The following is a 20,569-nucleotide window of genomic DNA, read 5'->3' as shown; positions in this document are numbered from 1 at the left end:
TCCTTGGTAATTGCTCTCATTACATTAAAACACCGGTCTGCGAATATTTTTTCGCAGGCCGGTGAACATTTTTTTGCTCTAGTTAAAGTTCTTAGGGAAGATGCTTGTACTCTTTTGCAAGAGTGCGACTGTAATCTTTCCAGCCTCAGCTCTAGTCAATTTACCCTTTGGATTAAAGTTATATACGGGTTTCTTCTGTCCTGTAACCGTCACGGCGCTTCCTTCCATAATCTTAGCTTTGGACACAGCCTCAATGGCAGGGCGTGAATAGAAATCCATATTACTCGTATCAACAAACGATTTACTTAAGGTTGCCAAGAGTTTACTGTCATTCAAAGACATCTTCAGCTTCAGCGCTCTAGCGATCATTACTGCCGCTTGTTCACGTGTTAAAGCTTGGTCAGGTCCAAAGAAGCCATCACTTAGTCCTGTAACAATCCCCGCCCTAGCAGCAGTCTCAATATGTTTGAAATCCCATGTCGCCGAAACCGCTTGTGGCACAATATCGAAGAATGTCTGTTTACTGGTATCATAGTTCAAAGGAATACTCAATGATTTTACGAGCAATGTAGCAAACTCGCCACGAGTCGTTAAATCATCTGCCCCGAATGCATCTGCACGAAGATTAGTCATGAAACCCTTAGAGTACAATCCATTCATAATATTTCTGCCCCATGGATGATTCGTAATATCAACAAAACCACGACGTAGCTTCATAACAGTGTAATAACCAAACTCATCAAACGGAACTGTGATGGTGTGCTTCTTCGTATCTACTTCTCCACCTATGTTTTCCCATTTCCCAGCATCGGTGTAGCGGAATACTGTTATTGTCGACCCCACCTCATCCACAATGCTGGAGTTAAAAGTAAGCGTCAATTCACCGCGTTGGGAAGGTACAATTTTACGAGTTTGACTGTATTGTGTAAAATACCCCGTCTTCCCGCTAGCGTCCACAAAATGCGGAGTAACGCCATTGGTTTCAATATTAACACCGTCTTCTCCTAGACCACCACTGAGCCAGTAGATATCAGATACTCTTGAAAAATTATTTGTAGAGACGGTTGATGTGAAGCGCAACGCGAGATCCTGCGGGATCACAAGTTGGCCTCCTCCGCCTTCTGTTCTGTCATCGCTACCAGTGACGTTAATTATATTTCCGTAATCATTCTTTCGTTCAACGACACCGTCAGCGGGGTCAGCAATACCAAACAATAATTTTGTATTAGGGTAATATTTCGCAGCACCAGAGCTCGTAAATCCCTTCATAATTGTCCCTTTAGGGAAACTCAATTCCAGAGCTTTATTGAAAACACTATACTTCGTAGACACCTTCTCTGCCATATACTGCGTGTCGATCTGTACCGCACTGGCATAATAGACATCTATAGTATCGCTAATTGTAGAGTTAGCACGGACGATTTGTATCTTAATTGGCGTGGATTTGTCTGCCTTCAAACCTACATAATCATAGGTAAAACGATCTTGATTCGGAAAATCCGTGCGTTTTTTGGCTTCATCTTTACCAATAATTACTTTAGTGGCGCCTTCTGCCTCAATATCGAAACGAACAAAGTTCTTGTTAACAACGATTTGTTTACCTACAGTTGGTACAGGTGAGAGAAGACGATATGGAGCCACTTCTCGTACTACCTCGAGACGCTGTGTAGTTCTTGCCCCTGTCTTATTAATAAGCTCAAGTGTATAAACTTGACTTCCTGGGGCATCAAATTTAATGTCACGTAATCGCAAGATAAAGTTCTTAGCGCTTCCGATGTACTCATAGTACAGGCCATTTGCAGCCAACTCATCAGGATAACGTTTTGGACCAATAGGACCTTCAGGATTGTCTGTTAGGAGCTTATCTTGTCCTGTTGAAGTAAATACCAGAGTTGAACCCTGATATAGATTTAACGTCGAAGCTCCGCTTCCTTGTAGCACCAAGTCAAATTTATCTTTGCTTGTTGTATATTTCTCGTCTTTATAAATAATTTCAGATGGCAATGCAAGAATTGCATTACGCTCTACTTCATTAGTAAGAGTTGTTGACGTAAAAGGTAGACGATTATCTCCTACGGTTGGGTGGAACTGCTTCAACCCAGATATGTTGGTATCAATGATGTAGAGTTTCAGTTCTTTTTTAATAATCCGCTGATTTCCTGTACTATCTTTAGAGACACCTGTAAACACGATTTTATTCTCACCGTACACCAAAGGACCCGACTGGCTAATTCCTAAATTAAAATTGAAGGTCGTCTTGTCGCTAGTTGAACCATCCTTCACTACACCAAGTGCAAATTTATTCACAATAACTGTACCCGCTGAATTCTTGGTATCAGGTAATTGATTACTATCAATACCATTAATCTGTACTTGTGCACTCTCGATATTCTCAAATCCGATATATTCACCATTAACATTCAGAGTTCTATCGATACTTGAATCGAATTCGTAGGTTTGTCCGTCCTGCAAATTACTTACATAAATATAGTTTTTAGATACATATGAAATATCAGCATTATAATAAGACTCCGATCCAGTATATCGGAACTGTACTTTCTGCTGACCGTTAGAGAAACCCGTAATTTTATAAACGTATTCGTTTGTACCAGTAACCGCCTCAGGAACAGGAGATATACTTAACGGTTTATTACTCAAAGGTAAATAGTTAGCAGTTAAAACAGCTGAAGTAGATTTATTTGTTTTTGCCAAAATATAAAAGGTATCACTCTCCAACTGTTGACCATTTAGAGGTAGTTTCGAGATGTTTGTAAGAGCTCCTGAGCCTGTATATCCAGGAAGATAATACATTTCTGTTATGACAGTCTCATCTTTTAAAAATTTATAAGAATAGATATGAGAACTACTGTGGGTGCCATAATCAACGGAAAGTTTAAAGTCATTTACGCCTGGGAGAATATCTAGATTTGTGTTAGTCGTAAATTTGACTAACTTGTACGTGGGAGTAACGCCATCAGGACCAGGAATAGTTAATTCCTCTTCCACGCTTTTTATGGTAACAACTTTTTCAGTACTGGTAGTACCTTTATTAAGAGTTAATAAAGCACTTGTTTTGAATGGAGCTACGTTGTAAGGCACCAATATTTGTCCTGTAAAACCTGCAACACTAGGTGTCAGGTCAGCAGTTAATGTCGGTACTTTGTCATTTAGAATATTATAGTCGACTGAATTATGATTGATGTTCAAAGAAGCAAACGGTTGATCCTTATCAAAGAAATAAACCGATCTGTCAATGGTTATTGAATCCGAAGCATTTTGAATTACGATTTTAAGAGTACTTAATCCCGGATTCAAATTCAAAGCAGGTGTAAAAAATGTTCCGTCTTCCAATAAGGAGGTTTGCAGAGCTGTTCCGCCATTCACGGAGACACTAACTTTCGTTGCATTCGCTACTTTACCTTGAAGAGTAACTGTAGATACCGGCACAACAACCTGTGTTCCTTCGTTCAAATTAAGCGCAGCAGGTCCACCCAATACTTTTAATTCTGTTACGTAAGGCACTTGATCATATAGTACATAGAATGATTCTGAACGTTGAAGATTACCTTGCATACCAGAGAAAGTAATCTTATTAAACCCTGTATACAAAACAAGACCAGACGCTACAAAGCGATTGTCCGGACTATTGTTATCTGTTGTAACTGTTCCCGTAGTCAAGCGAGTCGAATCCGTTACCCATTTTTTGGTTGAGCTATCCTGAGTTAGCTGCTCAACAGTAACCTTCATTGTAGATGAAGTTACCTGTGAGTAAGTCCCTGTAATCGAAAAGGTAGGATTACTTATTTTGTAGACACTAGAACGACTAATTAACCCCTCTGGGTTTTGATTATCTGTTGTTGGCACAACGTCCTGCTTCAACAAAACGGTATTACGTAATGTGAGATCATCCGGACTGAAGAAAGTCGTAGAGCTCGTGGTAGCCGCTGCCGCTATCGGCGTGTATTTACCTGGGAACATAGAAACGATCAAAGCCGCCAGCATCAGCCAAACGAACGGTCTCTTAAAGCGTTGCATGTGTTATATCTCTCCTTTGAGTATAAGTTCTCGTAAACCTTCACTTTGTTCTTTATCGGTCATAAGTAGTGATATTTTTAGGGAAAACAACAAAAAACTCATCCGAAATCGGATGAGTTTTGTTAAGTTTAGAAAATTTTAGAATAATTGCTTAGTCGCTTAAGACTTAGAGCCTCTTTCCGGATTAGCCTTCATACGCATTCTTAAAAAGAAATCAATCAGCGGCCGTTTAGTCTTACCGATCAAACCAGTGATTTCAGCACCGATTTGCAGGAAGAATAGCATGATACAGATAACCACGAACGTAACCCAGTTCGCTTCATAAAGAGCTGCGGATGATTGAATGACAGCTAGAATACCGAAAAATGCAGCAATACCATAAATAATGAGTACAGTCTGGCGATGGCTAAAGCCAAGCTCGCGTAAACAGTGATGCAAGTGACCTTTATCTGGTGCGAAGATTGGTTTCTTTTGCAGCTTACGGCGCACGATCGCAAAGAACGTGTCCGACAATGGTACACCGATAATAAGCAAAGGTGTAATAAACGAAACCACTGCAATCTGTTTAAATCCTAGCAAAGCAAGTAATGCCAAGCAAAAGCCTAAGAACAGCGAACCTGTATCACCCATGAAAATCTTAGCAGGATGGAAGTTAAAGAACAGGAATCCGATGATGCTACCCAGAAGCAACAGACACAGCATTGCCACCATGGTGTTTCCCATCACGAAAGCCATTGCCGCAATCGTAGCAATTGCAATTCCTGATACACCAGCCGCAAGCCCGTCCAGCCCGTCGATCAGATTAACGGCATTGGTAACACCGACAATCCAGAAAATCGTAAGCGGGATAGCAATCCAGCTCTCCAGTGAGGAATACGTATTGTTAAATGGAATATTCACAAAATCTACAGTAATACCAAAGCCGAAAACAACGATACAGGCTGCGATAATTTGGCCCAGTAGCTTCACTTTTGCTGATAATTCGAATCGGTCATCAAGTGCACCGATAAGTACAATCAGTCCGCCACCACACAGCAGCGCTTTGATGAAGTTGACCTCCCGCGGAGTGAACTCGTATGGAATAATCGGCAATACGGCAAGCAGGCCTAACACAAACGCTAGAAAAATAGCTAATCCGCCAAGGCGGGGCATAATTTTCGTGTGCACTTTACGAGCATTCGGCACATCTGTTGCACCAATCTTAATGGCGAATTTCTTCACCAAAGGTGTGAGGCCAAGTGCGAGTCCCATGCATACGATAAATCCAGCGATGTATATGATTAACATTTGATCAGTCGACCCCCATTTCTCTACCGCATTGAATTATACGCTGTTACAAAAACAAATTCCAATCCTTTATTTAGGCTATTTATCTCATTTTCTAGGTGAATATCGGCATTTTGCTAGACTTTTGTTACTTTATCTTTCTCACGCACCACTTTTAATGCGAATTTCGGCAGTGCAAGCATTCGTTTGTACCGTGTAGGTTCTTTTAGGAGACGGTACAACCATTCAATTCTCATTTTTTGGAAGGCTATTGGCGCTCTTTTGCTCTTCCCAGAGATCACGTCAAAGCTGCCGCCGACCCCCATCATGATCGGAACGCCCAGTTTGGACTTATATTTAGCAATCCAAGGTTCCTGACTATCTGCACCTCTGGCAACAAATAATAAGTCAGGATTAGCTTTAACAATTCCAGCAACAATTTCTTCATCTGCATCCGGGCCAAAATAACCGTCGTGATATCCTGCAATGATAACACCCGGATATTGCAATTGTAACCTTTCAGCGGTTTCCCGAATCACTTCAGGCGTAGAACCTAGGAGATATACCTTCCAACTATATCTTTCACCCTGCCGCATCAATTCATGTAACAGATCATAACCTGCTACCCGTTCTGATACCGGCTCATTACAATAATTAGCAGCCCATACAACGCCTGTCCCATCGGGGACAACCAATTCAGCCGATTTCATAATATCCATATAAGCTGGATCTTCCAGTGCAGCCATAACCATAATTGGATTAGCTGTAATCACTTGATGCGGGATACGTGTATGAACAGCCTCCGTCAAATAGGCAACTGTTGCTGCCATATCAACTTTCGAGACTCTAATTCCAAAAATAGGAACTGTAGGTACCGCGCTTTCTGCTTTCACTTTAGATCATCCTTTATGGTAAAAATATTCTACGATTTGCCGAGCTGGTGCCTCTGCTTCTTGAATCAACTTGGAAATGACATCTTCCCGTGCCGCTCTCCATTCCTGTCCTGTGTTCAAAAGATGAACAATCTCGGCAGCAACATGTTCAGCATCAAGTGTGTTCGTTGCTCCAACAGGATGGGTCTGAATTCTGTCCAGAAAATGATCGATCTTCGGATCATAAGAAATACCAATCAGTGGAACACGTCTTCCAGCTGCGTAGATCAAGCTATGAAGTCGCATACCAATCAGAACATCGCATTGTCCCACTTCCCGTAGCATATGCTGCGGGTGAATGGCATCCTCACAAATACTGACCTGCCCACCATGCTCGGTTATACTTCCCTTCAGCTTATCCATCAGATAACGTGAAGCCTCATTGTCCGAAGGGGTGTGAAAAGGGAGGAATCGCAAATGTAACGGAACCTCACGGTTGGCCTTAATCAAGCCTTGTGCAAGAGCCTCCAGTTCTCTGCGGTCTTGCTCCCAAAAACGTACCGATATCCCAATCACCGGAAGTGAATCAGATAACTCTGAAGATTGTGTAGCAACATCCGTGTCCTCTGGCAAAGACAAGCCCATTACCGGATCGGGAACAACTTCTACGTTCTTCTGTTCTAGCCCCATAGATAGAAGAAGCTCGCGGGATTGTTCATCCCGCACAGATATATAGGTACATTTACGAAACACGGATTTGATTAAAGGGTGAAAAAGTTTACGATTCACTGGCCCAATGCCTTGAGCATAGATAAAGGTTGGTCTACCCATCCACTGCGCAAGTTTGATAATACCTAAATAGTAAGGAATAGTCTTGCTACCTGTTACATCCTGCAGCAAGCTACCCCCACCGCTGATCAGACCAGCGCTCTCATAAATCGCTTGACGGACTTCAACAAGCTTCATCCGGTGCACGGATTTCACTCCGTATGTGGCGCTGGTCCACTCAGGATCAATGGATAACACGATAGGTTCAATGGATATACCCAAAGCTTGAGACTGTTTCTGCAGTGCATTTAGAATGGACTGCAACACCGCCTCATCTCCACTGTTACGGAAACCATAGTAACCAGAGATAACTATCTTTTTAGGAGTGGTGACCATCGCTTCCAACACCCTTCTGCAATCTGCCATACGAGTACAGCAATTACACCAATGATCAGTCCGAGACCAAGACCGAGCAATCCGCGAACCAGCGAGATTAGAACAGGTGAATGAATATGTGCAAAGGTATCCACCATGGAGAGCTGACCAATTACGGCAATGATCATGATAAACGCTGCATTCCGATATCTAAAGGCCAGGAATGCACCAAGAATTAATAACGGATGTGCGAGCAAAAACTCTTTATTACGCGGCCGGACACCAACCGTATTTTCTAGGAATGTACGGAAGGCCATTTCCAGAGGTGTTACGTTACCGCTATTTCCAGTACGGCTTAAATAATACATACCTACGACCCCAAGAACCATAGCGGCAAGAACCATAGCTAATGTGATTGGTGTACGCAGCAGCTTACCTGTCTTGTTAAAGACAAACTCTCCACGATAGAGGAGTACATAAAGCGCTACAAGGCCGATAGGTGCCATATGGAGCAGACTGACACCGCGGAACTGGTCCAGCACTAGACTGTAGGTTATGTTGTTGAGCAGTGCGATTACGAATGGCACAGCGCTCAAAGAAATTAATGAAGTTTTCAAATAAAGCACCAGACTATGCGTGAACCGACGTTTCGGGCTCATAGCCTTATAGGTAAGGGAATTGCTCCGTAGAGGAGGTCCCATTTCATTGACCTTACGAATGGCAAGTACAACCGCAAGGGTCGGTGCACTTATCGCAGCCGCTAGCGCCAGTGCCTGCTCAAACAGCTCTGGTTTCAAGACCAGCAGGCCTGCACTTCCCAATAATCCTAGCACCCACGCTGGGATCGTAAGCCAAGGAATAAAGTAAGAAATCAGCAGCGCTACTAAAGAGACTGCGCCAACTACCGCAACTAACTTGAAGTAACGCTGATAAGACGAATCTACAACCTCAAAAGCCGTAGCTTGTCCTAACTTAAACCCATTGTCTTTGATCTGCTCAACGGCACCACCAGGATCACTCAGACTCGTGACAAGGTTGTCTAGCGTATCTGTAATCTGTGCCTTAGCTGTATTCCGTGAAGGAATCGTATTTAAATAAATCATGCGGATATTGCGATCCTTTGTTGCCAGCGCGAAACGATCTGAGATCACTTTTGGATCTAAGGCAGAGTCCCCTTCGCTAAGGGAGTATAACCGTGTTACGTTATAGTCCAGCAAATAAGCAAGCTTGTTAAAGCCCTTCTGCTGCTTCTTAATATTTTCAATTGCTGCAATTCCGATTCCACGTTCCTTAAGGAGATTTGCAAAGTCAGTGATACTAGCCGTATCGGCATCATCATTAAACCCTTTAACGGACTCTCCCTCGAATAGGATTCGTTTTACACCCAATTCTTCATAACGATCTAACAGCTTCTTAACTGTCGCGTTATTATAAGTCAAAGAATCCACAAGACGCGGTACAATGGTGAACCCTTTGTCATGCAGCATCTCCAGTGTAAATGGATCCGGCTGAAGTGGCTTCAGTGTAGCATCTTCTATTGGAGTCTCAATAATAAGACCTTGTTGTCCGCGGAAACTCCATTCCTTCGAAGTAATCCCAAGATTACCGAATGCCTCTTTAATGACAGGCGCCAGGGCCTGGTAGTAATCAGGATTAGTAAAAAGAACATAAGTATAGTTCTCATTCACCGGAATGATTGTATCCGTAAGATTAGCGATATCAGCCGCACCCCACATCATTAGACGACGCGCCTTCCGATAATCTTCCAGCGTGCTTTCGTAAATCGCCATACTCTGAACACCAGCATCTTTTAGACGATCTAACTGTTCGGAAATATAATCCTGCGGATTTGCACGATAGCTTGCTACTTCAACTAAATCACGGTAATCAAATACAAATTCCACTGTCTTGGAAGACTTCTCCGTCTGCAGACGGTCATAGACAACTGGCAAGGCAGCTAAAACGCCAACCACAACTATGATCCACAGCCACTTTCGGGAAGAAATATTCCAACGTTGCCATTTTTGCTGCACCAAAAGTACCTCCTCTTTCACTTCAAAACTCTTTTTACAAAAGTAGAAACGGATCGTCATCCTTTTAGAGACGGTACCCGTTTCTACGTAAAAAATATAATTTCACAATATAGAGCGCGATCTATATTCTTATTTTATTGTTCCCCGTCAACACGAGCCATAACCTGCTTGGATAGTGTAGCTACCTTATCCTTAGCATTCTGCAAGGATTCACCCACAACCGCAAAATAAACTTTAATCTTTGGCTCGGTACCTGAAGGACGCAGGCAGAACCATGAACCGTCAGCCAGCAAATACTTTAGTACATTTTCCTTCGGCAGACCATTCAAGCCTAGCGAATAATCCAGCACCTCTGTAACGGCAGATCCCGCAATTTCTTGTGGAGCATTCGTACGCCAATCATTCATGATACCTTGAATTTGCGCAACGCCATCCTTACCCTTCAGTGTACGGGACTCCAGGCTTTCCAAGAAGTATCCGAACTGCTCATACAATTCCTGAAGAACATCATATAATGTTTTGCCTTGAGCTTTGTAATAAGCACCTGCTTCAGCGATCAACATAGCCGCAAGAACGGCGTCCTTATCACGAGCATAGTTACCTGCAAGATAACCATAGCTTTCTTCATAACCGAAAAGATATGTGTAATCTCCGGATTGTTCGAATTGAGTCATTTTTTCCCCAATATATTTGAATCCCGTTAGCGTATTAAATACAGTTGCACCATAATGAGAGGCTACAGCTGCCCCCATCTCGCTCGTCACGATAGTCTTCACAACTGCACCATTGCTAGGCAACTTACCTTGTTCCTGTAAACGGCTCAAATAATAATGAATCATCAAAGCTCCAGATTGATTGCCCGACAAAACAACAAATTTACCTTCATTGTCACGAACCACTGCCCCCATACGGTCTGCATCGGGATCCGTGCCAATTAAGAGGTCTGCATTCAACTCTTCGCCCAGCTTCATAGCCAGTGTAAAGGCTTCGCGTTCTTCTGGGTTCGGTGATTTTACAGTGGAAAATTCGGAATCTGGTTGTTCCTGCTCAGGTACAACATGCACCTGTGTAAAACCAATTTTCTCAAGCACATGGCGGACTGGCAGGTTACCAGTACCATGTAGCGGGGTGTATACGATTTTGAAGTCTTTTCCAAGCGTAGAGGCGATCTCTTCACTTGCAAGACTAACCGCAGCGACAGTATCGGTAAACGCTTCGTCATCCTTCTCACCAAGCCAGTGCAGCAGACCTTGACGCTCCGCTTCTTCTTGGGAAATCCGCTTCACACCATCAAAAGTGTCAACCCCTAATATGTAAGAAATGACCTTTTCGGCTTCGTCAGGGACAAGCTGTCCACCTTCAGAATTATAAACCTTATACCCGTTATATTCAGGCGGATTATGACTTGCAGTAATAACAATCCCGCCCGTTGCCTTCAAATGGCGCACGCTGAACGACAATTGGGGTGTTGAGCGCAGAGAAGTAAATAAATGAGCCTCAATGCCATTAGCAGCCAATACAAGAGCAGCCTCAAGTGTGAATTCAGGCGAGAAACGACGGGAGTCATGAGCGATAACAACAGAAGGTCTTCCCTCTCCAGTATGCGTCTCCAGAATATATTTAGCGAAACCTTGTGTAGCTCTACCTACCGTATAACGATTGATACGATTACTACCTGCGCCAATTACACCGCGTAGACCACCTGTACCGAATTCTAGATCTCTATAAAATCGTTCCTCGAGCTCCTGTGGCTCGTTCTCCAGAGCGCGCAGCTCCGCCTTCGTAGACTCATCAACAGATGCGTTCTCCAGCCAGCGAGATAAGATTTCTGCCGCTTTTGGGCTTAATTGAGTCATTTAGAATCTCTCCTTCTCCATGTATAATATATATTCGCTAATTAATATTAGCTGAGCGCAAACATAATTTCCCCAGAGGCAACAACTTTCCCCTCAACCGACGCAGTAGCTTGTCCTTTTCCAATACTGCCCTTAAGGCGAGTAATCTCCACTTCAAGAGTGAGCGTATCTCCCGGTACGACTTGACCACGGAAACGGAATCCATCGAGCCCGGCTAAAAAGCCAATCCGACCGCGATTCGCTTCTACCCCTAAAATAGCAACCGCACCAACTTGTGCAAGAGCTTCTGTAATCAGTACGCCCGGCATTACCGGATAACCTGGAAAATGACCTACGAAGAAAGGTTCGTTGATCGTTACATTTTTAATGCCAACAGCCCGTTTACCCATTTCAATCTCAGTGATCTTGTCCACCAGCAGAAATGGAGGCCGATGGGGGATGATTTCTTGAATTTGGTTGATATCCAGCATTATTAACAAAACTCCTTTCGGATGTTACTTCATTTATTCTTCGCCGAACTGCATAAATTTAGGCAGCTTCGGTAAAAACTATATATATCCTTCACCACCTGCAGAAGTGGAGGTTGAGATAAGGGGCTTTCTCCACCGGATGCGATAGCATGGCGGAGAGGGCCCTTTTTGCTGCCCGAGGCCCCCCACCATTATACATTTATCCGTATAAAAAAGAAAACTCCCTTAAGCAAGAAGGGAGTCGTTATCATCTTAAATTATGGAGCAAAAACCAAATCATAGACATGTTTCCATGTGCTCCATTGTAGAACATCGCTAAACTCTTTTTTGCCAAGGACAACGTAACCGACAACCAGTCCGCCTCCAAGTGCAGCTATGAGAAGCAAAGGAATAAGAATCCACTGGATAAGTGTCCATTTTGATAATCCTCGCCGCTTCGGCTCTTTCTTGTCTTCTGGTTTGTCTTCCGACTTCACCTTTTTCTGACGTTCCATTCCTTCACCTCTACCCGCGCATGTTATTGGCCAGACCTAGCATCTGATCACTGGAAGAAAGCGCCCGAGCTGCGAGTTGATACGTACGTTGAATCTGCATCATTTCTGTCATTTCTGTGGTCATATCGACATTTGACTGCTCCAGCCACCCTGAGCGTACTCCAATTCCAGACGCCTCACCTGCCGCTCTTTGTACAAAAGCCTGCTGTGCTGTAACTCCATCGGCAAGCATATAGAAATTCCCGTCCACTGCCTTTAAAGCATTCTGTGTCTTAGGTTCTACAATCATTATAGTACCTGCTACCCGAACAGGTCCATTCTCTGACTGTTTCGTTAATACACGACCGGATTCATCGATAGCTGCATTCACACCCACAGGGACCGTTAAAGGATTACCTGCTGTATTCAGTACCGGATTCCCCGTATTATCTACAAGGACCATCTTGGTTGTATCGGTGGTGTCAGGCGTAAAGTGAAAGTCACCTTGTCTTGTATAAGCTGTAGTTCCATTGACCTGAACTCCAAACAGCCCATTACCCTGAAGCGCCAAGTCGGTTGGATTACCTGTTTCTTTAAGGGGACCTTCTTCCCAATTAGTCGTAATCGAAGGCACATAAGTCCCGAAACCGATATTAAAACCTAGAGGTGTAGCGCGGCCCGGCTGATCATAGTCATCCGATTGCTGCTGCACACGAGTCAGCACATCCTCAAAGGAGCCTTTCTTGCTCTTATAACCATTTGTATCCATATTGGCTAGATTATCCGCTATAATATCAAGCCGCTGCTGAAGGCTGGACATGGAGACTGCTGCACTAATCGTTGAGTTGTTCATAGATCAAACCTCCTATAAGCTGTACCTGTAAAACCCATTTCATAAGCAGCACTTATACCCTGCCGACTTCAGTTACAGCCTTCTGCAAGCTGCTATCATAGTATTGGACGATCTTTTGGTTCGCTTCATATGCCCGGTATGCGGCATTCAAATCAACAGTAACCTGAGTAGGGTCAACATTGGAGCCCTCTAAATACCCTTGACGCACCTGTAAGTTATCAGTTGCATTGGAGTAACGAATGTCCGCCGCCGCTATATCATCAGCGTGAAACACACCTTTACCATCACGCACAAGCTCCTGCGGCTTTGTAACTACACTCACACCAATCTTGGTCCCTGTCGGAAGTCCTGTTACTGGATTTAGTACATTACCCTGCCCGTCCACTTTAAGGGTGTCCTGATTTCCTGTCAAGACAAGTGGCTTGCCAGTGGAATCCAGAACCTTGAAGCCTCCACTGCTCAACACTTCTCCCGTAGCCGCATTTACTGTGAAGCTTCCATTTCGGGTAAATAAGTTATTGCCCTCAGCATCCTGAACGGTAAAGAAAGCCTGTGGACGGTAAATAACCTCACCCTCAGGACTTACATATTTCCCTGAACCATCAAAGGCTATATTTTGACCCGTCACAGGGTCGGCGACTTGCAAATCTGTAGATAAAGCAAAATCCATAGACTTGCCGCTCTCCCTTAAATCACCCTGTAAATATTGGGATATTGACTGTTCTGCAAAAACTCCCGTGTTAAGGCGCCCCACCGGCGTGGTATTGCCATTAATCATAGCAGAGATCAAGACATCCGGAAAAGCATGATTAACACTGTCAACCTGCTTATATCCCGTAGTATTTAAGTTAGCGATGTTCTGTGTTGCCGTATCGTGTCTACGTTGCTGCGCAACCATACCTGCAGCGGCCGTATATAAACCTCTTATCATGAAGGTAGTCTCCTTCCGAATCTAATGCTACCTTTTATATCGGCTGCTTAGAACTTTTTCTTAACGACCTTGTCCAAATTGTCCAGCATAATTCCTGTTCCTTTTACCACACAGTGCATAGGGTCTTCCGCTACCCAAACAGGTACATGTAATTCTTCTGAGAGTAGCTCGTCCAATCCGTTAAGCAAAGCACCTCCACCAGTAAGAACCACACCCCGGTCAATGATGTCCGCAGACAATTCTGGTGGTGTACGCTCCAGTACCGATTTAGCTGCAGCCACAATGGAAGAAACCGGATCCCATAATGCTTCCTTTACCTCAGCCGCCGTAATAGTGAGCGTTTGGGGAAGTCCGCTTACCATGTCCCGGCCACGAATATCCATTTCGGACTTCATCAAACCAGGTCGAACCGTACCAATAGTAACCTTAATATCCTCTGCTGTCCGTTCACCGATCAACAATTTATACTTTTGTTTAATATATCTTAAAATGGCCTCATCGAACTTGTCTCCAGCGACTTTAATCGAAGAAGCGGTAACGACGTCGCCCATAGAAAGTACGGCTACATCCGTCGTTCCGCCACCGATATCGACGACCATGTTTCCACTTGGCTGATAAATGTCCATTCCCGCTCCAATCGCAGCGGCCTTTGGCTCTTCTTCCATAAATACTTCCTTAGCCCCGCTGCGTTCTGCCGCTTCCCGAATGGACTTTTGTTCCACAGATGTAATATTTGTAGGGGCGCATATCAGAATGCGAGGCCGTGAATACCAGGTGCGACCGCCAACACGGTCGATAAAATACTTCAGCATCATTTCCGTGACTTCAAAATCTGCAATGACACCATCCCGTAAAGGACGGATAGTTGTTATATTTCCGGGTGTACGTCCAACCATGCGACGTGCCTGTTCTCCCACCGCAAGGACTCTCTTCGTATCACTTTCAAGTGTGACCACGGAAGGTTCATCCAGAACGACTCCCCTTCCCTTAACATGTATGAGCACATTGGCCGTGCCGAGGTCGATTCCGATATCCTTGCTAAACATAATGAAAGAGCCCCCAAAGTGTTATTTTAATTGAAAAAACAGCAGTTAGTACTAAATTTAAAAATAACATACTTTAGGGGAACTACACAATGTTTTAAAGCTGAATATTTCCTTAAATTTCCGAAAATCTTATGGCTTTGATGCTACAGCAACCTCACGTTTTTTCCCCGTCGTTTTTTTATATTTAATTTTTGTGGCTTCTCCCCCCCGAAGATGTCGGATGGATTTGTGATATTCAAGAATGTGCTTCACCTGATCGGCCAGATCAGGGTTGATCTCTGGCAGACGCTCCGTCAAGTCTTTGTGCACCGTGCTTTTTGAAACGCCAAATTCCTTGGCTATGGTCCGGACCGTATGCCTGGTTTCCACGATGCAGCGTCCGATTTTGATCGTACGTTCCTTGATGTAATCGTGCACGCTCCCGCCTCCCAACTGTGGATAGTTTGGTACATTATATGAGGGGCGGGCTTATATATTCGCGCTTTCAAGACATGACAAGCCTGGGAGGGCTCATTTTATTTAATGGACAACCCAAGAAGCCTTGTTATTAGCAAGACGGAACGTCGTTGGTTCATCAAAGACAATAACCGTTTCTCATAGAAAAATAAGGCTCTTTATAAGCATGCTGCTTACGAAAAGCCTTTTTCACATAAAAACAGGGGGCATTAGCCCCCTGCAGTAAATATTCTTATCGCCCTGGCAGTAACTCTGATGGATTAACTACTTTGCCGTCCTTATACACTTCAAAGTGTACATGATTGCCAAGGTCCTTCTCGATTTCACTGCGACCTGCGGTTGCAAGCGTATCTCCTTGCTTCACAACATCGCCTTGTTTCACTTTCGTTTCGCCAAGACTTTGGTAGACGGTCTTCATATTACCTTGATGGGTAATCTCAATGACCTTACCTAACACTGCAACATCGTCCACTCTAGTAACTTCACCGCTAAGCGCTGCTTTGACGTCGAACGTATTGTTGTCTTCACGGGCAAGATCGATACCGACATTAGGAATAAATTTGTCGTTATACTGCACCATTGCGGCAACGTGATTGTCTTCTGTACCATTCTCATCATAATACGGTTTGACCACTTCTACTTCACCTGGATTGGCTACTGGCCAAACCAAGCTTTCCGCTGAAGCAAGAACTTCAAGGGCATCTGGATTACTGTTTGCAGTACCAGCTTCGTTAGTCGAAGCTCCTACTTGCTGTGATGTGGCGGCGGTGTCCAGCGGTTTTTGGCCGGCATCCTGATAGACCCACACCAAAGTTAGTATAATTGCCGCTGCCGCCGTGTAGACTGCTGGGAACACCCAACGTTTAGATAACATCTTGCTCCATGAAGAAGGTTTAGCACCTGAATCTCCCTGCGATTTTTTGAGAGATTCATCATGGTTTGTTTTGTTTTTGTCTTGTTCATTCATATGGTTATCACCTCAGTAACCAGTGTTACCGGGCTTCTATCTTTTATACGTATCTTTCAAGTTATTTTTTCAGAAGAGTTGAGATTTGCGTAAAAGAGATACCACTGTAATAGTGTTTGAGAATTTGAGTAGCCGTTCCGCCTTCCTTCGCCATCCCATTAGCTCCCCACTGACTCATTCCCACACCATGCCCATTTCCGAAGGTAGTTATATAGATTTTATTCCCTTTTCGCCCCCAACTGAATTGGCTGGAACGTAACCCTAGCTTTTCTCGCACTTCTCTTCCAGTAAAAACAGTACCTCCAATAGAGATTTCCTTAACCCGATGTCCGGTGGTGAGAGACAACACTTCTACCGGCAATTCAGAGGAAGTAGAGATATTTTTTGTCATGCCTGATTGGGTAGTATTTTTTGAAGCAGGGATTACTCTGTCGTTTAGCCCAAGTCTAGTAAGTATTTCCGAGATGGTGAATGTAGATGTCACCGCATAGTTTGGGGTGATCTCTTTCTCCCAAGGACTAGTTACACTGCGCAGATAGGGAATCGCTGCATTCCAGTATTCTTCCGAGTTCTCGGTATATCCTCCACTGGAGGCGAAAAAGGAGGCCGTAATCGGCTGCCCTTTATAGGTCATAATGATACCGCGCGTCTCAAGGACCGCGCGCTGAAGCTTTGCGAGGTCGGCGCTTCTTCCGCCGAGCTTCCACTTCCGTTCCAGCGTGTCCTTAGATACGTAAGCCTGATGGCTCACCGTATCTGTTACATCCGCCCCCGGAACGGGCACGCCGCTTCTGTCGCCAGCCAGCAGGCGGCGAAGGATAAAGGTGCGGGCCGCTACGGCCTGCGCTTTGAGAGCTTCAAGCTCAAAGCTGGCCGGCATCTCGGCCGCAAGCACGCCGCTGACGTATTCCTCCAGCGGCAACGTCTCTATTTGTCCGCTACGCGACAAATAGACGGAGACCTTCGGCTGCGGCGCTTCCTGCGCAGCCGCCTCCGGCCCCGCTGGTGCGGCTGGTGAGGCCGTTACCGTCGGCAAGGCCGGAGGCGCCGGTTGTCCCCGGTGCAGCGGTACAACCGCCAGTGGAATCAGCAGCGCCGCCAGGATAGGCGCTGCGAGCCAGGCGGCGGGACCGAGGCGCCTGAGCCGGGGAGCAAGGGAACGCGTGTGCCAGCGCGTTGACTTGTTACGTCGCAAGTAGCGGAAATCTTTCATCTCTATGGCTCCTTCCGTGAGTCGCTGTTGATTCTTATAGATATGAATTTACAGTAACTACTAGAACAATATTTGAGAGAAAGAGAGTAGCTTTCTCGCATCTATCACTATGCCCCGTGTTAAAAAATTACAAACGAAAAAATCCCCATTAGATGAGGATTCAGATTTACTTTCTAATAATACAAGCAAAACGCGTTCGGTGTCCCTATAAGGACGGTAAGCGTTTATGCAAGAAATATAAGGATAATTTATAGCGTAGAACATATAAACTCTTATATTTAAAAAAAGAACAGGCTGCATCATTGCAGCCTGTTCTCACCTAATCACTGATATTATACCCAAGTTGCTTGAACCTGAAAGCGAGGTTTGACCTCATCGCTTTTGCTTGATTCGCTCTTGGTTACTTCTGGTTTAAGAGTTTCGTCCTTCACCGTTTGCGCGGCTGTGTCTTCCATGGAGATGCGCCATATTTCCGCACCTAGTCCAGACAGCTTCTCAGCCAAATGTACATATCCACGGTCGATATGATGAGTTCCGCTTACCTCAGTAGTGCCTTCAGCAACAAGACCTGCCAAAATAAGCGCAGCTCCCGCACGTAAATCCGTAGCACAAACCTTGGCTCCGACCAATTGTGCATTACCTGTAACGATTGCTGAGCGACCTTCGATCTTAATCTCAGCATTCATGTTGTGGAATTCATCCACATGCATGAACCGGTTCTCGAATACAGTTTCTGTAACGACACTAGTTCCTTCAGAGCGCAGCAATAATGCCATCATCTGTGACTGCATATCCGTTGGAAAGCCTGGATACGGCAAAGTCTTCAAATCAACAGCTTTAAGAGGTTTGTCACTAATTACACGAACCCCATTCTCATCAGGAATAATGGTCACACCCATCTCTTCCATCTTAGCAATAACAGGTCCCAAGTGATCAGCGATTGCGCCTTCCACATATACGTCCCCACCTGTAATTGCTGCGGCAGCCATATAGGTACCAGCTTCAATACGGTCAGGAATCACATGATGTTTAACGCCATGCAGACGTTCTACGCCTTCAATACGGATAACACCTGTACCCGCACCGCGAACGATTCCGCCCATACCATTCAAATAATTGGCCAGGTCGACAATTTCAGGCTCCTTAGCCGCATTCTCAATCACGGTCACGCCTTCGGCGAGTGCCGCTGCCATCATTATATTTTCGGTCGCACCCACGCTAGCTACATCCAAATACACTTTGGCTCCGCGCAGGCGACCGTTACTTTTCGCTTCAATGTAGCCCTGGCCGAGACTAATCTCCGCACCAAGCGCTTCAAATCCTTTCAAATGCTGATCAATCGGTCGTGTGCCAATGGCGCAGCCACCAGGCAAAGAAATTCTTGTATGACCAAGCCGTGATAACAGAGGACCCATGACTAAAAAAGATGCCCGCATTTTCCGTACCCATTCATAAGGTGCTTCACAGGAAGTGATGTTTGTAGCATCCACCTGGATAATATCGTTTTGATATGTAACCCCTGCACCCAGAGATTCCAACATTTTTGAAATCGTCATTACATCATCAAGCGGAGGTGCGTCCACAATGACGCTTACTCCTTCTTCTGCCAATAGAGAGGCGGCTATGATCGGTAATACGGAATTTTTTGCGCCGCTAACTTTCACGCTCCCGGTCAATCTGTTGCCACCGCGGACGATAAATTTGCTCATTTTCGGTTTCCCTCCGCGTCCATTATTTCTTAAATTATTTTTTTAGATTAAAAGTAATTGCAAAAAAATTCGCATACTCCATCAATACGCCCATTCAGCCGGGCATGTTCCTTAAAGTTCAGTGTTGACATAATAAAACCTTATTATTCGACACTTTTTGACCATTGCGACCTATGACACTTATAACCAAACTACATATTCCTAAAACATATAGCGGATCATCCCACTCCAGCTAAGGTAATCCAAAAAGAATCCTGCAACTAAACGACCAAGTACAATAGCCAAAAGCAAGTGCAGCAGCCTTCCTTGAGGACTCTTGGGATATCTTATGACCAAATCCAGCTTAAGGTTCTGCAATGCCCACCAAGATAATACAACACTGAGCAAAGAAACAATCATTGAGATCATGCTGCTGGTTCCAGCGGCACTAGACCATCCATTGGACAATATATCCCCCATGCTAACCCTCCGTGTTCGTATTACTCGGAAATCGACTCTTATATCATACTTGCGCAGGGCAAAAGAATCCAGTACTTTTACAAATTTTTAAACAATTCAATGCCAATATCCAAAAAAATGAAGAAATCTTAACCTTTACTACATAGATTACTATAACAAGCTTAAACGCCTTCAGCGGCGTCCTTATAAGGACGGCAAGCGTTTATGCGAGAAATATAAGACAGAAAGTATAGTGTAAAACTTATACTCTCTTATATTTAAAAAAAAGCAGTCAAGCTTAGAGCTTGACCGCTTATATCCTACTGTTGTCCTTTACCAGTGGACACTTTAATCCGTGTAACAGCGCGTTGCAGCGCCAACTCCGCACGGCGGTGATCGATATCATCTTGTTTGCTACGAGTCTGGAGACGGCGCTGAGCGCGTTCTCTAGCAGCCTCGGCGCGTTCAACATCAATATCCGTTGGCAGCTCAGCACTTTCGGCCAGCACTGTTACTTTGTCCTTATGCACTTCAACGAAACCGCCATGAACGGCGATGGAGATCGTAACACCGTCCGATTTGACGGATAACGGAGCAACCTGAAGTGGAGTCACAAGCGGAATGTGTCCCGGCAAAATACCCAACTCGCCTTCGACTCCCCGTACTGTCAAGCTATTCACTTGTTTAGAATAGACGAGATGCTCCGGCGTGACAATTTCCAACAAAAAGGTATTCACTTCCATTCCTCCTTAAAGCTTTACGAAGTAAAGCTCTCATCGAAAGCATACACTTAGCTTCACGAAGTAAA

Annotated in this window: 17 protein-coding genes; all 17 read right to left on the bottom strand. The window is 44.6% G+C overall.

Annotated features, from left to right (window positions below):
* Positions 1 to 78: 78 nt before the first annotated feature.
* On the bottom strand, positions 79 to 4,035 hold the full coding sequence (locus ACFWMP_RS22745; RefSeq protein WP_379424749.1) for an S-layer homology domain-containing protein: 3,957 nt from the start codon (positions 4,033 to 4,035) through the stop codon (positions 79 to 81).
* Between the two features lie 159 nt (positions 4,036 to 4,194).
* Positions 4,195 to 5,322, bottom strand: coding sequence for a glycosyltransferase family 4 protein (locus ACFWMP_RS22740; protein ID WP_339243775.1), 1,128 nt, complete (start codon positions 5,320 to 5,322; stop codon positions 4,195 to 4,197).
* Between the two features lie 116 nt (positions 5,323 to 5,438).
* Positions 5,439 to 6,194: a WecB/TagA/CpsF family glycosyltransferase gene (locus ACFWMP_RS22735; protein WP_042192439.1), complete on the bottom strand. Its 756-nt coding sequence runs from the start codon at positions 6,192 to 6,194 to the stop codon at positions 5,439 to 5,441.
* A gap of 6 nt (positions 6,195 to 6,200) precedes the next feature.
* Entirely contained in the window at positions 6,201 to 7,337 is a 1,137-nt protein-coding gene (gene csaB, locus ACFWMP_RS22730) for a polysaccharide pyruvyl transferase CsaB (RefSeq protein WP_042192441.1), read from the bottom strand.
* Positions 7,313 to 9,349, bottom strand: coding sequence for a DUF5693 family protein (locus ACFWMP_RS22725; protein ID WP_379424748.1), 2,037 nt, complete (start codon positions 9,347 to 9,349; stop codon positions 7,313 to 7,315). Before ACFWMP_RS22725 ends, csaB begins: the two co-directional genes overlap by 25 nt.
* A 134-nt stretch (positions 9,350 to 9,483) precedes the next feature.
* The gene (locus tag ACFWMP_RS22720) at positions 9,484 to 11,205 is read right to left on the bottom strand and encodes a phospho-sugar mutase (protein ID WP_339243779.1); all 1,722 of its coding nucleotides are present in this window, start codon (positions 11,203 to 11,205) and stop codon (positions 9,484 to 9,486) included.
* 47 nt (positions 11,206 to 11,252) lie between these two features.
* Positions 11,253 to 11,675 carry a 3-hydroxyacyl-ACP dehydratase FabZ gene (fabZ, locus tag ACFWMP_RS22715; RefSeq protein WP_076285655.1) on the bottom strand — a complete coding sequence of 141 codons (423 nt, stop codon included), beginning with the start codon at positions 11,673 to 11,675 and terminating at the stop codon, positions 11,253 to 11,255.
* Positions 11,676 to 11,932: 257 nt separating this feature from the next.
* Complete coding sequence (locus ACFWMP_RS22710; RefSeq protein ID WP_042192450.1) at positions 11,933 to 12,169, bottom strand: DNA-directed RNA polymerase subunit beta; 237 nt, start codon at positions 12,167 to 12,169, stop codon at positions 11,933 to 11,935.
* A gap of 10 nt (positions 12,170 to 12,179) precedes the next feature.
* Entirely contained in the window at positions 12,180 to 13,001 is an 822-nt protein-coding gene (locus ACFWMP_RS22705) for a flagellar hook-basal body protein (RefSeq protein ID WP_339243781.1), read from the bottom strand.
* A gap of 52 nt (positions 13,002 to 13,053) precedes the next feature.
* A complete protein-coding gene (locus ACFWMP_RS22700; protein WP_149645345.1) occupies positions 13,054 to 13,932 on the bottom strand; it encodes a flagellar hook-basal body protein in 879 nt (292 codons plus the stop codon).
* Positions 13,933 to 13,979: 47 nt separating this feature from the next.
* A complete protein-coding gene (mreB, locus tag ACFWMP_RS22695; protein WP_042192456.1) occupies positions 13,980 to 14,978 on the bottom strand; it encodes a rod shape-determining protein in 999 nt (332 codons plus the stop codon).
* 129 nt (positions 14,979 to 15,107) lie between these two features.
* Positions 15,108 to 15,395, bottom strand: a complete 288-nt coding sequence (gene spoIIID, locus ACFWMP_RS22690; RefSeq protein WP_019915029.1) for a sporulation transcriptional regulator SpoIIID — start codon at positions 15,393 to 15,395, stop codon at positions 15,108 to 15,110.
* Between the two features lie 271 nt (positions 15,396 to 15,666).
* Entirely contained in the window at positions 15,667 to 16,401 is a 735-nt protein-coding gene (locus ACFWMP_RS22685; protein WP_042192459.1) for a M23 family metallopeptidase, read from the bottom strand.
* Positions 16,402 to 16,462: 61 nt separating this feature from the next.
* Positions 16,463 to 17,437: a stage II sporulation protein D gene (gene spoIID / locus ACFWMP_RS22680; RefSeq protein WP_339243783.1), complete on the bottom strand. Its 975-nt coding sequence runs from the start codon at positions 17,435 to 17,437 to the stop codon at positions 16,463 to 16,465.
* A gap of 509 nt (positions 17,438 to 17,946) precedes the next feature.
* Positions 17,947 to 19,323, bottom strand: coding sequence for a UDP-N-acetylglucosamine 1-carboxyvinyltransferase (murA, locus tag ACFWMP_RS22675; protein WP_379424747.1), 1,377 nt, complete (start codon positions 19,321 to 19,323; stop codon positions 17,947 to 17,949).
* A gap of 201 nt (positions 19,324 to 19,524) precedes the next feature.
* Positions 19,525 to 19,782, bottom strand: coding sequence for a DUF1146 family protein (locus ACFWMP_RS22670; RefSeq protein ID WP_042131364.1), 258 nt, complete (start codon positions 19,780 to 19,782; stop codon positions 19,525 to 19,527).
* A gap of 299 nt (positions 19,783 to 20,081) precedes the next feature.
* Positions 20,082 to 20,498, bottom strand: coding sequence for a F0F1 ATP synthase subunit epsilon (locus tag ACFWMP_RS22665; RefSeq protein ID WP_042131365.1), 417 nt, complete (start codon positions 20,496 to 20,498; stop codon positions 20,082 to 20,084).
* Positions 20,499 to 20,569 lie beyond the last annotated feature (71 nt).

Origin of the sequence: Paenibacillus sp. NPDC058367 (assembly GCF_042723305.1) — a bacterium.
GTDB lineage: Bacteria > Bacillota > Bacilli > Paenibacillales > Paenibacillaceae > Paenibacillus_AQ.
Note: the sequence above shows the minus strand (reverse complement) of the source record. Positions and strands in the feature narration are given on the sequence as shown.

Bases quoted from the DNA above. Each gene is read 5' to 3' on its own strand.
- ACFWMP_RS22720 (WP_339243779.1), bottom strand. From the start codon at position 11,205: ATGACTCAATTAAGCCCAAAAGCGGCAGAAATCTTATCTCGCTGGCTG.
- fabZ (WP_076285655.1), bottom strand. From the start codon at position 11,675: ATGCTGGATATCAACCAAATTCAAGAAATCATCCCCCATCGGCCTCCA.
- mreB (WP_042192456.1), bottom strand. From the start codon at position 14,978: ATGTTTAGCAAGGATATCGGAATCGACCTCGGCACGGCCAATGTGCTC.
- ACFWMP_RS22740 (WP_339243775.1), bottom strand. From the start codon at position 5,322: ATGTTAATCATATACATCGCTGGATTTATCGTATGCATGGGACTCGCA.
- ACFWMP_RS22705 (WP_339243781.1), bottom strand. From the start codon at position 13,001: ATGAACAACTCAACGATTAGTGCAGCAGTCTCCATGTCCAGCCTTCAG.
- ACFWMP_RS22685 (WP_042192459.1), bottom strand. From the start codon at position 16,401: ATGAATGAACAAGACAAAAACAAAACAAACCATGATGAATCTCTCAAA.
- ACFWMP_RS22670 (WP_042131364.1), bottom strand. From the start codon at position 19,782: ATGGGGGATATATTGTCCAATGGATGGTCTAGTGCCGCTGGAACCAGC.
- murA (WP_379424747.1), bottom strand. From the start codon at position 19,323: ATGAGCAAATTTATCGTCCGCGGTGGCAACAGATTGACCGGGAGCGTG.
- ACFWMP_RS22710 (WP_042192450.1), bottom strand. From the start codon at position 12,169: ATGGAACGTCAGAAAAAGGTGAAGTCGGAAGACAAACCAGAAGACAAG.
- ACFWMP_RS22700 (WP_149645345.1), bottom strand. From the start codon at position 13,932: ATGATAAGAGGTTTATATACGGCCGCTGCAGGTATGGTTGCGCAGCAA.
- ACFWMP_RS22745 (WP_379424749.1), bottom strand. From the start codon at position 4,035: ATGCAACGCTTTAAGAGACCGTTCGTTTGGCTGATGCTGGCGGCTTTG.
- csaB (WP_042192441.1), bottom strand. From the start codon at position 7,337: ATGGTCACCACTCCTAAAAAGATAGTTATCTCTGGTTACTATGGTTTC.